Source organism: Lacibacter sp. (genome assembly GCF_057361365.1).
This window is the reverse complement of the sequence record NZ_JBMQSG010000006.1, coordinates 37,156-50,386: the sequence shown is the minus strand read 5'-3', so window position 1 is coordinate 50,386 and position 13,231 is coordinate 37,156. Positions and strand designations below refer to the sequence as shown.

The window sequence follows — 13,231 nt, the reverse complement described above, 5'->3', positions numbered from 1 at the left end:
GTCGGGTATTATCGTAACTTCGCCACCTAAAAAGCATGGTTGCGATATGAATATAAAAAACAACATTCTCGAAACAATCGGGAACACACCTATCATCAGGTTAAATAAAATTACCCGTCAACTTCCCTGCACAGTAACTGCTAAAGTTGATTATTTCAACCCCGGCAATTCCATTAAAGATCGGATGGCGTTAAAGATGGTTGAAGTTGCAGAACAGGAAGGACGACTAAAACCTGGCGGCACTATCATTGAAGGCACAAGTGGCAACACAGGAATGGGACTTGCACTAGCGGCCGTGGTGAAAGGTTATAAATGCATTTTTGTAACTACCGAAAAACAATCGAAAGAGAAAGCTGATATTTTAAAAGCTGTTGGTGCCGAAGTGATCGTATGCCCAACAAATGTTTTACCTGAAGATCCACGTAGTTATTACAGTGTAGCAGCAAGGCTGGCGAAAGAGGTTCCCAATTCTCTGCACATGAATCAATATGATAATCTTGCAAACAGGTTGGCGCATTACGAATCAACTGGTCCAGAAATTTGGGAACAAACGGAAGGAAAGATCACGCATTTTGTTTGCACCGCAGGAACAGGGGGAACTATTACCGGTGCAGCAAAATACCTGAAAGAAAAAAATCCGAACATTCAAGTATGGGCAATTGACGTGTACGGTTCATTGCTTACAAAGTATTTCCGCACAGGAGAAATTGATATGGGTGAAGTGCATCCTTATATCAGTGAAGGTTTTGGGGAAGACTTTGTGCCAAAGAATTATGATATGAGCGTGATCGATCATTTTGAACAGGTAACTGATAAAGATGGAGCCATCATGGCTCGTCGCCTGGCAAAAGAAGAAGGTTTGTTCTGTGGTTACAGTGCAGGTAGTTGCTTGCAGGGATTGATGCAATTAAAAGATCGTTTAAAGAAGGATGATCTTGTGGTTTGTGTATTTCACGATCATGGCAGCCGCTATGTTGGGAAAGTATATAACGATCAGTGGATGATGGAGCGTGGTTTCCTCGACGTAAAAACATTTAAGGATATAGTTTCTTCACGTGCACATAATCGTTTGATCAGTATTGAACCTACGCACACAGTTGCTGAAGCGGTAGACCTGATGAAGAAATATGATATTGAACAGATACCTGTAATTAACGGCAGCGGAATGGTTGGTTCTATTTCTGAAAATGGATTATTTAATAAAGTATTCTCTAACCCTGAGATAAAACACGCCAGTGTTGAAGCAGTCATGGAAGCCCCATTGCCTATCGTTGCTTTTGATACTCCAATTGAGCGCTTAAGTACGCTTATCAGCAAAGAAAACGGTGCAGTATTAAGCAAGGATGAAGGTGGAAATTTCCACATCGTTACCAAATACGACATCATTCAATCGCTGGCTAAATAAAATTTATCATAGCATTAAGCAATAAACAAGCCGCTGATTATAGCGGCTTTCTTGTTTTTTAAGGTGATGGAATGACTGTTTTTTACAAAATCGACACAACCACAGGCTGAAAAACGTAAGTACACGGGTTGAAGTTGCGTAGTTCTACGTATGCGGGGGTAAATACCGATGTTGCGAAAAAGAGAAATACTGCTCTTGTTAAGTCTTAACAGTCCCTTTACTTTTGTCTCGGAAGTTGATTGAAAACAATCACACTGCTGACTTAAGAAAAACACTTAGACTTGATATCCAAATCCATTAAAAAACCAGAATTATAAATCCAATATCAATTGACTTCCATTTTGAAAAACTATTTTTAATCCAAACCTGTAAGAAAACCAAAAACCGTTGAAGAATCCAATGAAATCCTAACTGAAGAAACCACCAAGAATCCTAAAGAAGAACCAAAGAAGTCCAAACGTCCGAAGAAAAACCAAAGAAAAATCCAAACATCCTAACCGAAGAGCCGCCTATCCTAACGTCCGAAGAAGAACCAAAAGCCACCGACTCAGAGTAATCTGTTGCGGAAACCAAGAGACCAAAAAAGGCTTTATTAAAAAGATCTGGATCCTAAGAAAACCAAGTAAAATCCAAACCAACATCCTTTGAAATCCAGATCTTTTTTTCTTTTTATCTGCTCCTAACAAAGAGATATTCTGAAAGAAAGACAGTACAGGGTTCCAAAATCCTTTGAATTAGTAAAATTGAAAATTTCGTACCAAGGAAAACCATCAAACACCAAAGGAACCGCTGAATTAATTTAAATTGCCTGTTTGAAAATGAAATGAAACAAGTTCAGGACCAAACAGGCAATTTTGTATCTATCCCTTTCCCACCCCAACGGATCATTTCCCTTGTTCCATCACTCACCGAATTACTATTTGATTTTGGCTTAAACACTGAAGTGGTAGGCATCACGAAATTTTGTGTGCATCCTGAAGAATGGTTCAGAACCAAAACTAAAATTGGTGGAACCAAACAATTAGGTCTTCCCTTAATTGAATCCTTAAAACCCGACCTGGTGATTGCCAGTAAGGAAGAGAATGTAAAAGAACAGGTCGAAGCTGTGCAACTGTTTTGCCCGGTGTATTGCAGCGATATAAGTAACCTGCAGCAGAGTTATGAAGTAGTTGAGCAGCTGGGTTTTCTTACAGATCGAATGGGGAAGGCAACAAATCTCATCAACTCAATTCAGAAGAGTTTCAAAAAACTGGCACCTGTTGGAAAGCCAATACGAGCTGCATATCTTATCTGGCAACAACCTTACATGACTGTGGGTGGCGATACATTTATTCATCACATGATGCAGTTAGCAGGATTTGAAAATGTATTTGCAACAGAACAACGATATCCTGTGCTAACTGTTGAAGAATTAATACAACTAAATGTCGAAGTTGTATTGTTCTCATCAGAACCTTTTCCCTTCAAACAAAAGCATTTGGATGATTTCCAGGAGGAATGGATAAAGCATAACCATTTTCAACTGCCGTTATTGAAAATTGTTGATGGAGAATTATTCAGTTGGTATGGCAGCCGGACTTTATATGCAGCCGATTATTTCAGGAAACTACGAGAAAGCCTATTTTTAAGCGATGAACCTACTGCATAAACAACGTCTCCCGTTTTCACTTGGCTTGTTCTGTATCCTGTTTGCTGTTACATGGCCACTTTATCAATACGTATCAGACCTTGATGCTATTGGTTATATGGAAGTGGCACATCATTATTTAAAAGGTGAATGGAAGCTGGCGGTGAATGGTTTTTGGAATCCATTGCATTCATGGTTAGTTGTTCCTCTTCTTAAGCTTGGCTTAAATGATTGGAGTGCATTTAAGATCAGCAATCTTATTTTTTCGTTAGGTTCATTGTGTGCTTTGCATTCATTGCTTAATAAGTTTAATTTAGATAATTGGTTAAAGACAGCAATTCAGTTTGTAAGTGTGATCATCTTGCTTCATTATTGCTATTTTGAATTAGCAGCTGATGCATTACTTGTGTTTCTTTTACTGACCTATTTTAATCTTACTAAGCAGGATGATTTTTTTGAAAGCATACCAAAGAATTTATTGGCAGGCTTTATTGGTGCGCTATTCTATCTCGCCAAATCATACGGTTTTCCTTTTTTCATTTTTAATTTTCTTATCATTCATATTTTTTTGAATCCAAGTCGAAGCAATGCTGTTAAGCAACTGGCTGCAGGTTTCTTTACTTTTTTTCTTTTCACGTTTCCCTGGCTTATGGCTTTGCATTGGAAATACGGTGAATGGATGATTGCCTTTGGTAAGTTCAATGCACATTGGAATTTCACCGGTGAACGGGTGCCCGGTCCTGTTTTTCAAACACCACCGCATGAAGGATCATCGTCGGTGTGGGAAGATCCATGGCATGTAAAAGTTGATAACCTGCAATCCGTTCCTTTCGTTACAATTGCATTACACCAGGTGAGAGTTGTATTGTTCAATTTCCAGGCATGGTTGAAATGCATTCATGAACTTTCTTTTTTATCGCCGGCAATTTTGTTTGTGAGTGGATTTATGTATTTCAAACACAAAACAAGAGAATGGTTGTATTTGCTGATTGGCATGATTGCATTGCCTTCGGGTTATTTGTTATTGCACCTTGAAACAAGATTTATCTGGACAACATCATTTATCTTTTTTATTTCTGGAGCTTTGTTAATGAAACAATTGTTTCTTCAAGTGCAGATCAAAAATTGGCAGCGCCTCATCGTGTGGCTGTTTTTCTTTGGAAGTTTTATGCTTGAGCCAATTAATCAATTAAAAGACCAGGTGTATAGTCACAAAAGCATTTTTGATACTGCTGAACAAATGAAACAACAGCAGGTTATTGGTTCATTTACATCAAACAGCAAAGTGGATGAATGCATGGTGATTGCCTATCTCACCAAAAGCCCATATTACACAATTACAAAACCTTCTTACTACAACAAAGAATTACTGACAGAAATCAGCCAGTATCATATCCGTTACTATTTTTTTTATTATTCCTCACAACAACAGAAAGAAGCATTTCTTGAAAGTTCCATTGCAAAAGCAGCAGTAAAACAAATTGAATTGCAGCCGGGTCTCTTGGTGTTCAGTTTTTACTAATGCATGTTTGTAAAGCTGTAAAAACTTGCCATTACGAAAAGCTGCTAACCAGTATTTAAGTATCTTAGCGGCGCTTAATACGGATCTTGATCCGTGTATTTTTCAACTACTATTAATATTTAATTATGAGCAAGTACAGAGCCGGCGTCCTTTTTGGTGAAGAACTCGAAGCCTTATTAAAAGATGCAAAAGACAATGAGTTTGCATTACCAGCAGTAAATACAATTGGTACAAATACAATCAATGCCACGCTTGAAACAGCAGCGAAAGTAAATTCTCCTGTTATCGTTCAGTTTTCAAATGGTGGTGCACAGTTCATTGCCGGCAAAGGAATGCCAAACGATAAGTTGCAAGGAAATATCAGCGGTGCTATTTCCGGGGCTCTGCATATTCATAATGTAGCAAAGCATTACGGCGTTCCTGTCGTGTTACATACAGATCATGCTGCAAAGAAATGGTTGCCGTGGATCAGCGGATTGATCGATGCAGGTGAGCAATTCAAAAAAGAAAAAGGTCAGCCCCTCTTCTCCTCTCATATGCTTGATTTGAGTGAAGAACCAATTGAAGAAAACATTCACACATCAGTTGAATATTTTAAACGCATGGCTCCATTGGGAATGGGTATTGAAATTGAATTGGGTGTAACAGGTGGTGAAGAAGATGGTGTTGATAACAGCGATATTGACAATGCAAAACTTTATACCCAACCCGAGCATGTAGAATATGCTTATACCGAATTGAGCAAAGTAGGTAAATTGTTTACTGTTGCGGCTGCTTTCGGAAATGTACACGGCGTTTATAAATCAGGTAACGTGCAATTAACGCCAATCATCTTGCATAACAGCCAGGTGCATATCGAGAAAAAATTAGGCACAGGACCTAAGCCTGTTTACTTCGTATTCCATGGTGGTAGTGGTTCGCCTCAACAGCAGATCCGTGAAGCTATTAGCTACGGTGCAATTAAAATGAATATTGATACTGATCTGCAATGGGCATTCTGGGAAGGTATTCTCGAAAATTACAAAGCAAAAGAAGGCTATCTCCAAGGTCAGTTAGGCAATCCTGAAGGACCAGACAGCCCTAATAAAAAATACTACGATCCCCGTGTTTGGTTACGTAAAGGCGAGGAAGCATTTATCAAACGTTTGGAGGTTGCTTTCGAAGATTTGAACTGTGTGAATAGAAACGCTTAATTGCTTACTTTTACCCACTTTTCAAATCAAAGAACGATGGCTAAAAAAGACGAGGATATTGAGAAAAACCTGACGGGCGACGATCTTCCAAAAGAAGATGCATTGCGTTCGTCGTGGTTTAAACGGGTACAGAAAGGAATTCTTACATCCACTTCAGAAAAGAAAGAGATTCAGGAAGGTTTGTGGACCAAATGCCCTGAATGTAAACATACTGGCACTTCAACTGAGCTGGCGGAGAATAATTACGTATGTCCAAAATGTAATTATCATCATCGCATAGGTAGTGCTGAGTATTACGATATTTTATTTGATGGTGATGAATACAATGAACTGTTTGATAACATCCGTTCAAAAGATTACCTCGGCTTTACCGATCTGAAACCTTACCAGAAACGTTTGGAAGATATCTGGAAGAAAACTGATCTGCACGACTCTATTCGTGTTGCCTCCGGTAAAATTGAAGGACATGGAGTTGTCGTTTGCTGTATGGATTTCGATTTCATTGGCGGATCATTAGGAAGTGTAATGGGTGAAAAAATTGCACGTGCTGCCGATTATTGCATTGAGCATAAACTACCAATGTTGCTCATTTGTAAAAGCGGTGGCGCAAGGATGATGGAAAGCGCTTTTTCACTGATGCAGTTAGCGAAAATATCGGGTAAGCTTTCACAATTGAGCGATGCGAAACTCCCCTACATTACTTTGTTAACCGATCCAACCTTTGGCGGTGTTACTGCCTCCTTTGGTATGCTGGGTGATCTCAATATAGGTGAACCTGGCGCCCTGATCGGTTTTGCCGGTCCACGTGTTATCAAAGAAACCATTAAGAAAGATTTGCCCGAAGGTTTTCAACGCAGCGAATTCTTGTTGGAGCATGGTTTTCTTGATCTCATCATCGACCGCAAAGAGATGAAACAAAAGTTCGGTGTATTGTTCACGTTATTCAAGAACTAAAAGCCTTCTATATTTGCAATCAATAGAAGTTCATAACTTTTATTGATTGCATTTTTATTTATAGCCTGCTGAGGTATGCCATACTTACAGCGGTTTACAGAAATATAAGATGAATTAATAAGTATGGCATACCTATCGCAGCATTAATTATAACATGGAACTAAAAAACCGATCAGCCTTTCACGAATACTATTTTGAAGACAAATTAGTAGCCGGGATGGTATTGGTTGGAACGGAAGTAAAATCGATACGAGAAGGAAAAGTAAGCTTCAGCGATTCATATTGTTTCTTTCACAAACACGAGTTATGGATCAAAGGCCTGCATATTGCCGAATATAAATTTGGCACAACCAATAATCATATTGCTGTTCATGATCGTAAGTTGCTGCTGAACAAACGTGAAATAAAAAAGTGGGAAAACAAGCTGAAAGAAAAAGGTTATACGGTTGTTCCACTCCGCATTTTCTTTACGGAAAACAATTTAGCCAAACTGGAAATTGGTCTGGGTAAAGGAAAGAAACTGCATGACAAACGAGAAACAATACGCAGTCGTGATGTTGAACGGGAAATGAAGCGATACGTAAAATAATTTTACAAATGGATGGCCGCTGTTACAGCAGGCCATTTTTTATAAACGAAATACTATGACAAAAGAACAACTACTTCACGAACTAAAACATGATACATGGGTGATGATGAAACCCTCTCCCATTCATGGCAATGGTGTGTTTGCTTTGCGAACTATTCCCAAAGGTCAGCGTGGATTGTTTTCCAAGAACATAGGCGAATGGATAAAGATAGAACGTAGTGAAATTGATGCACTGCCTGCACACAGCAAAGAATTAGTGGAGACTTATTGTTTGTTTGATGATGACTTTTATTACGTTCCTGATTACGGATTTAAGGTGATGGACATTGTCAACTTTTTAAATCATGATGATTCACCAAATATCATTTCAATTAATGACGGAGAAGATTTTGAAACTCTCCGTGAAATAAAGGCAGGCGAAGAGTTACTGATTAACTACGGTGAAATTGTTAACAGTGAAGAATAATTGATAAACAAAGAAAACCGATAATGCCGGGTACTGCATCATCGGTTAAGGTTTTCATAGCTGATATATTTTAGACTAATTAAAACCGGAATGTTAAGCCTGCCTTATAGCCTTCGTTATATGCTTTAAAATTCTGGTTCTTGTCGAGGCGTTGAAATCCTCTTTCGTAAGAAGCACTTAGGCCAATACCGCTTGCAAATTCATAACCGATACCGCCAGTCACACCCACATCCCAACGGTTGAATTGTTCGGTTATATCCCACTCGTTATTGATGAGCGAAAATCCAAGTACAGATACATCAGCTCTCAAATTATTTTTTACTAAGTAAGATACCTGCGGACCAGCAAATATTTGTAAACCTGCAGCTGGCTTTATTTTCAACAGTACAGGTAAATCGATGTAATTCATTTGTGAAGTTGCTCTCGCATCCAATGCATCAATCTTCATATCGTTTATGGTAAGATTTCCTTTAATACCGTAACCACGTTGGCTGTAAACAAGTGAAGGCTCAATAGAAACGATTTCACTTAACGGAATATCAACACCAGCACCAACATAAAACGCTGTGCGGTTTCTTGTGGTAATATAGCCATCTGTTTTATCGATCAGTTGGGTGAACGATTCTCTTGCTTCACCTTTCCAGGTTGATTGCATCACACCTGCTTTAATTACAGGTTTCACTTGTGCGTTGGTTGTTATGGCTGCCGTAGTAAATACGAGTAAGCTTAAGTATATAGTCCTCATAAAAATGGTTGCAGGGTTTTTAGTAACTGCTTGTTCATTCAGATGAAGAAATATTTTGCACGGATGTATGATAGTTTCTAATCTTTTGTTAACGGACAATGTTCTTAACAAACTGTTTTAAATGCGAACAGCGATTGCAAAGCAATCGCCGTTCAGTTTTTATTCTTGACTCACTACTTATCCAAACAACTCGGGTTGTGCTTTCGGGTCTTCTTTCACCCATTCCATTTCAATGCTCTTATTAAAGTCGGTGAGCTTTGCTCCCACTGCTTTCCATCCCATTACCTCTGCCACCTTCGCCAGTTTTATTTTTGCACTACGTACCTGCGTGCCTTTACCGCTTTTAACCGATAACACGGGTTCTTCATCGGTAGTAACCGCTTCAAGATAATTCTTTGCACCTTCTTTTATGAAGAAGAATTTATTCTTTAAAGTTGTGGTTTCAATTTTGAAACGTTTCACATTGTACTGAAGTTTATCATGATCCAGATAAATCGCTGTAATAATGCGATCAGGACGGAAAAGCTCGATCAGTAAGATATTTTCAGGATCAAATTTCTGCGTCATCTCCTGGTCTGTGATTTCGTAGTTGCCGTCTTTATAGATCACCAGTACACGATCATCTGGTTCAAACTTACCAAGGTATTCGCCTTTCTCTTCGGTGTTAAGACGACCGAACTTATCATCAAACCACATTTTCTTTCCGCTCAATGTTGCTCTGCCCTTTTCTTTAAACTTCACACTCTTCACCGCATACTTTGTTACCTGGTTACCCATGCTGCTTCGGCCTTTGATATCAAGTTCTTCAAAATAAAAATCAAATTCTTTAATGCGGGCACTGGCACTTGGACTCAGTAATATTTTCACCACTTCCGCTTCACCATTTGGATTCACAGTGAAATAATGCACCTTGCTCTTTGGGTCACCTTTGGTAAGATCGTATTCCTTATCACGTGTAACACCCGTTACATTAAAACGTTTGGCGTAGCTGATGCCTGTTTTTCCATCGGCATAGATCATATTATACGTTGTACGTTCATCATTCTTTTGGAACACAGCTGCATGAATGATGTCTTTACCGATGTAAGCTTTATCGCTCACCTTCACCACCTTCATTAAACCACGTTTGGTAAATACGATGATATCATCAAAGTCAGAACAATCGGTTATAAACTCATCTTTCTTGAGCGATGTACCAACAAAACCATCTTCACGGTTCATGTAAAGTTTGGTGTTGGCAATCGCTACTTGTTTTACCTGTATTACTTCAAACGGCTTGATCTCTGTTTTACGTTCACGACCTTTACCGTATTTCTTCAACAGGTTTTCATAATACGCAACAGCATAATCAACAAGATTATCCAGGTCGTGTTTCACTTGTTTGATATCTGCTTCCAATCCTTTGATCTGTTCGTTCAACTCAGCAATATCCAAACGATAGATGCGGCGTACTGGCTTCTCTGTCAGTTTAAGAATATCTTCTCTTGTAACATCACGCTTCAACTGTTTCTTAAATGGAACAAAGGCTTTGTCTATAGCTGCAATTACTTTATCCCATGTTTCATGTTTCTTCTCCAGCTCTTTGTAGATCTGTTCTTCAAAGAATATTTTTTCCAATGAAGTATAATGCCATTTCTCCTGCAACTCACCAAGTTTTATCTCCAGTTCTTTCTTCAGCAACTCCTTTGTTTGCTCTGCGGAAAATTTCAACAAATCACTTGCTGATAAGAATTGCGGTTTGTCATTGACAATGACACATGCATTGGGCGAAATAGAAACTTCGCAGTCGGTAAATGCATACAATGCATCAATAGTAATATCGGGTGAAATGCCGGGAGCAAGATCAACCTGTATCTCTACTTCAGCAGCGGTATTATCCGTTACCTTCTTGATTTTAATTTTTCCTTGGTCGTTTGCCTTTACAATACTCTCCATTAAACCAGTAGTGGTAACACCATATGGAACGTCTTTTATGATCAACGTTTTCTTGTCAAGTTCTTCGATATGTGCACGCACTCTTACTTTACCACCACGCTTGCCATCGTTGTAATTTGCTGCATCGATCATGCCGCCCGTTTGGAAATCAGGTAACAGTTCAAAACGTTTACCACGCAATGCTTTGATTGAAGCTTCAATTAATTCACAAAAGTTATGCGGAAGAATTTTTGTTGAAAGACCTACCGCAATACCATCCGCACCCTGCGCAAGCAACAACGGAAACTTCATTGGCAATACAACCGGTTCGTTCTTGCGACCATCGTAACTCAATTGCCATTCCGTTGTTTTATTATTGAACGCAACATCTAATGCAAACTTTGATAAGCGAGCTTCAATGTAACGTGCGGCTGCCGCATCATCACCGGTGCGTACATCGCCCCAGTTACCTTGCGTTTCAATCAGCAGATCTTTCTGTCCCATGTTTACTAATGCATCACCAATACTTGCATCGCCATGCGGATGATATTGCATCGCTTGTCCGATGATGTTCGCCACTTTATTAAAGCGACCATCATCCATTTCTTTCATGGCATGAAGGATACGGCGTTGCACCGGCTTCAATCCATCTTCAATGGCAGGCACGGCACGCTCAAGAATTACATACGATGCATAATCGAGGAACCAGTTTTTGTACTGTCCCTGCACACCACCGTCATTGTCAAAAACATTTTCTTTCTTTTTAGCAGCACTCATAATTTATTTCTTTCCTATTTCACCTAAATGAGTAAACTTAAAACCGTTTTCATATTTCAAACCATAACCAAATAACCTGTCCATACTGGAATGACCAAGTAGAACTGCTCCAATATTGTACAGCCATCTGTAGTCATTAAACAAATAATCGCTCATCACAAGAATTCCCGATAGTAATACTAGAGCTGCAATTCCTTTATGATGAAACAAGTTGTAAAGAAATGCCCCTACCTTATTGTTTATCGCATAACCTGCCATACTTATATCTGGGCCAATAAACATTAGTAAATACCACCACCACTCTGCATGAACAATGTACAAAAGCACAATGCAGAGTAGCAGTAGACCAAGTTCTTCTAGTCTTAAAATAAGTTTCATGTTCAATCTTAATGACAAACATTACTGAGCCGGCTGTGCTGCTTCAAACAACTGTCCCGATTTTTTCTTCAACTCAAAATCTTTCATGTTCTTCAATTCGCCTTGCACATCATACAGATCTGTAGCAATGAGTTGTTTCAAACGCCACAGCAAATACATGTCGCCGGTTGTATGTTTGTTCTTACTTAAAAACTGGTTGATGACCTTGTTTGCTTTTTGCCAATCACCGGAAATAAAATTCTTGAGATCAGCATCATAGTAATCATAATCTTTTTGTCCAAGCTTTTTACCGCCTTCGAGTAAACGCACACCTTTTTCTTCGTTGCAAAGTTTCGTCCATTCATCAGGGTCAACTTCAAACTCACTCGGTGTAACCAGGCGTGCAAGTTTTTTCGCTTTGGTCATTTCCTTTGGTTGAATTGTGCTGATCCACTCCGGATAAAACAACTGCCCTTTTTCATTAATGAACGGCAGGTTGTTTAAATACAAAATATAAATGCGGCCCTGAAAATCTTTCAGCTGACTAATGAGCCAGTAATAACCACTTACGTCGTGTTTATTTTGCGCAGCCCAGATCCACACTTTTTCTTCTTCATCTTTTTGCAAACGTTCAATGATGAAAGCGATGAGTTTGTTATCATCCACTTCACCTTCGTCTACTTTCTTTTCAAGATCGGTTCCTGCAAGTACTTCTTTCCACCATGCACGGCGTGCGGCAATTCCTTCTTCGGTATAAATATCTTTTAAAGGTCCAACTGCATAATCATCTTCCACCTGCAATACTTCACCCTGCAATGTTTCATCGAGCTCAATTGCTTTTTGCAGTACATCAATATCAGCTTCGTTAAAAACAATATGTATCATAAAATCTAATTCTGTTTTACCTGTATCAAATAATAAACACAAGTGGTGAAAAAGTTCCGTACAAACGGGATAGCTTTCACAAAGCCAAACTGTTCTTTTGGTTTCCAGCCAAACTTGTATTCATAAATCGGGTTAATTAAAAAATGTGTTTTGTTGATAAGGTTATAACCTTTCTTTTTACAGATACGTTCAAACCGTTCAATTGAAATTCCTGTTTCTTTTATCTCCAGCATCTCTTCCCAGTTCTCGCCATTCGATTTCAATAACCATTTATAAACCGGTGTGGGCAGCAAATGATAATAAGGCAACTTACTTAACCATTTACCTTTGTTGATTTGCTGATGACCGCCAAACGGCATGTACCATGGCGGAAAGCCAAAGAATATCACCCCATTTGTTGTCAAAAAACTTTTCATCCATTCAATCAACTTTGGTTGATCATGAATATGTTCAATTACATCTTTCAAAACAATAACGTCAAACGCACCACCAAAATCTGCTTCCGTTGCTTTGTAAATATCTTTTGAGTGAAAAGTTACTTTGCCTTGCTGCAGTTCATCTTTCATCCATTCTCTTGCATTCACTAATCTGCTTTCATCCAGTTCAATTCCAACACCTGTACAACCCTTGTCAATGAATGCTTTCAACACTCCACCTTCACCACAACCAATTTCCAATACACGCATGCCCGGCTTAACGGCAAATACTTTTTCAATAAAGGGCAACACATACTTTTCAGTATTGAGCACCTGTATATCAAAATAACGTTTTCTGTCGGCGTGAAATTCAAACATGTC

At 38.9% G+C, this 13,231-nt stretch carries 12 protein-coding genes; 7 read left to right on the top strand and 5 right to left on the bottom strand.

Going from position 1 to position 13,231, the window contains the following annotated elements; all coding sequences use genetic code 11:
* Positions 1-46 precede the first annotated feature (46 nt).
* The 7 genes from ACO1QW_RS03580 (at position 47) to ACO1QW_RS03550 (ending at position 7,756) form a co-directional block, all read left to right on the top strand.
* Positions 47-1,405: a pyridoxal-phosphate dependent enzyme gene (locus ACO1QW_RS03580; protein ID WP_486255762.1), complete on the top strand. Its 1,359-nt coding sequence runs from the start codon at positions 47-49 to the stop codon at positions 1,403-1,405.
* An 823-nt stretch (positions 1,406-2,228) separates the two neighbouring features.
* Positions 2,229-3,053 (top strand): ABC transporter substrate-binding protein, encoded by an 825-nt coding sequence (locus ACO1QW_RS03575; protein ID WP_486255760.1) that lies wholly within the window; start codon positions 2,229-2,231, stop codon positions 3,051-3,053.
* Positions 3,037-4,554, top strand: a complete 1,518-nt coding sequence (locus ACO1QW_RS03570) for a hypothetical protein (protein WP_486255759.1) — start codon at positions 3,037-3,039, stop codon at positions 4,552-4,554. Before ACO1QW_RS03575 ends, ACO1QW_RS03570 begins: the two co-directional genes overlap by 17 nt.
* Before the next feature lie 125 nt (positions 4,555-4,679).
* Positions 4,680-5,747, top strand: a complete 1,068-nt coding sequence (gene fbaA, locus ACO1QW_RS03565) for a class II fructose-bisphosphate aldolase (RefSeq protein WP_486255757.1) — start codon at positions 4,680-4,682, stop codon at positions 5,745-5,747.
* A 36-nt stretch (positions 5,748-5,783) separates the two neighbouring features.
* Positions 5,784-6,701 carry an acetyl-CoA carboxylase, carboxyltransferase subunit beta gene (gene accD / locus ACO1QW_RS03560; protein ID WP_486255755.1) on the top strand — a complete coding sequence of 306 codons (918 nt, stop codon included), beginning with the start codon at positions 5,784-5,786 and terminating at the stop codon, positions 6,699-6,701.
* Between the two features lie 154 nt (positions 6,702-6,855).
* The gene (gene smpB, locus ACO1QW_RS03555) at positions 6,856-7,290 is read left to right on the top strand and encodes an SsrA-binding protein SmpB (protein WP_486255753.1); all 435 of its coding nucleotides are present in this window, start codon (positions 6,856-6,858) and stop codon (positions 7,288-7,290) included.
* A 55-nt stretch (positions 7,291-7,345) separates the two neighbouring features.
* Positions 7,346-7,756 (top strand): SET domain-containing protein, encoded by a 411-nt coding sequence (locus ACO1QW_RS03550; RefSeq protein ID WP_486255751.1) that lies wholly within the window; start codon positions 7,346-7,348, stop codon positions 7,754-7,756.
* Between the two features lie 79 nt (positions 7,757-7,835).
* Here ACO1QW_RS03550 and ACO1QW_RS03545 read toward each other — a convergent pair whose 3' ends face one another.
* The 5 genes from ACO1QW_RS03545 to ACO1QW_RS03525 form a co-directional block, all read right to left on the bottom strand.
* On the bottom strand, positions 7,836-8,501 hold the full coding sequence (locus ACO1QW_RS03545) for a porin family protein (protein ID WP_486255749.1): 666 nt from the start codon (positions 8,499-8,501) through the stop codon (positions 7,836-7,838).
* A gap of 177 nt (positions 8,502-8,678) precedes the next feature.
* The gene (locus tag ACO1QW_RS03540; RefSeq protein ID WP_486255747.1) at positions 8,679-11,192 is read right to left on the bottom strand and encodes a DNA gyrase/topoisomerase IV subunit A; all 2,514 of its coding nucleotides are present in this window, start codon (positions 11,190-11,192) and stop codon (positions 8,679-8,681) included.
* A gap of 3 nt (positions 11,193-11,195) precedes the next feature.
* On the bottom strand, positions 11,196-11,570 hold the full coding sequence (locus tag ACO1QW_RS03535) for a DUF4260 domain-containing protein (protein WP_486255745.1): 375 nt from the start codon (positions 11,568-11,570) through the stop codon (positions 11,196-11,198).
* Positions 11,571-11,591: 21 nt separating this feature from the next.
* Positions 11,592-12,434 carry a DUF1835 domain-containing protein gene (locus ACO1QW_RS03530; RefSeq protein WP_486255743.1) on the bottom strand — a complete coding sequence of 281 codons (843 nt, stop codon included), beginning with the start codon at positions 12,432-12,434 and terminating at the stop codon, positions 11,592-11,594.
* Between the two features lie 5 nt (positions 12,435-12,439).
* Positions 12,440-13,228, bottom strand: a complete 789-nt coding sequence (locus ACO1QW_RS03525) for a class I SAM-dependent methyltransferase (RefSeq protein ID WP_486255741.1) — start codon at positions 13,226-13,228, stop codon at positions 12,440-12,442.
* Positions 13,229-13,231: the final 3 nt, after the last annotated feature.

What these genes read in the sequence shown, in the direction of transcription:
- ACO1QW_RS03580 (WP_486255762.1), top strand. Translation starts at nt 47, where the DNA reads ATGAATATAAAAAACAACATTCTCGAAACAATCGGGAACACACCTATC.
- ACO1QW_RS03575 (WP_486255760.1), top strand. Translation starts at nt 2,229, where the DNA reads ATGAAACAAGTTCAGGACCAAACAGGCAATTTTGTATCTATCCCTTTC.
- ACO1QW_RS03570 (WP_486255759.1), top strand. Translation starts at nt 3,037, where the DNA reads ATGAACCTACTGCATAAACAACGTCTCCCGTTTTCACTTGGCTTGTTC.
- fbaA (WP_486255757.1), top strand. Translation starts at nt 4,680, where the DNA reads ATGAGCAAGTACAGAGCCGGCGTCCTTTTTGGTGAAGAACTCGAAGCC.
- accD (WP_486255755.1), top strand. Translation starts at nt 5,784, where the DNA reads ATGGCTAAAAAAGACGAGGATATTGAGAAAAACCTGACGGGCGACGAT.
- smpB (WP_486255753.1), top strand. Translation starts at nt 6,856, where the DNA reads ATGGAACTAAAAAACCGATCAGCCTTTCACGAATACTATTTTGAAGAC.
- ACO1QW_RS03550 (WP_486255751.1), top strand. Translation starts at nt 7,346, where the DNA reads ATGACAAAAGAACAACTACTTCACGAACTAAAACATGATACATGGGTG.
- ACO1QW_RS03545 (WP_486255749.1), bottom strand. Translation starts at nt 8,501, where the DNA reads ATGAGGACTATATACTTAAGCTTACTCGTATTTACTACGGCAGCCATA.
- ACO1QW_RS03540 (WP_486255747.1), bottom strand. Translation starts at nt 11,192, where the DNA reads ATGAGTGCTGCTAAAAAGAAAGAAAATGTTTTTGACAATGACGGTGGT.
- ACO1QW_RS03535 (WP_486255745.1), bottom strand. Translation starts at nt 11,570, where the DNA reads ATGAAACTTATTTTAAGACTAGAAGAACTTGGTCTACTGCTACTCTGC.
- ACO1QW_RS03530 (WP_486255743.1), bottom strand. Translation starts at nt 12,434, where the DNA reads ATGATACATATTGTTTTTAACGAAGCTGATATTGATGTACTGCAAAAA.
- ACO1QW_RS03525 (WP_486255741.1), bottom strand. Translation starts at nt 13,228, where the DNA reads ATGTTTGAATTTCACGCCGACAGAAAACGTTATTTTGATATACAGGTG.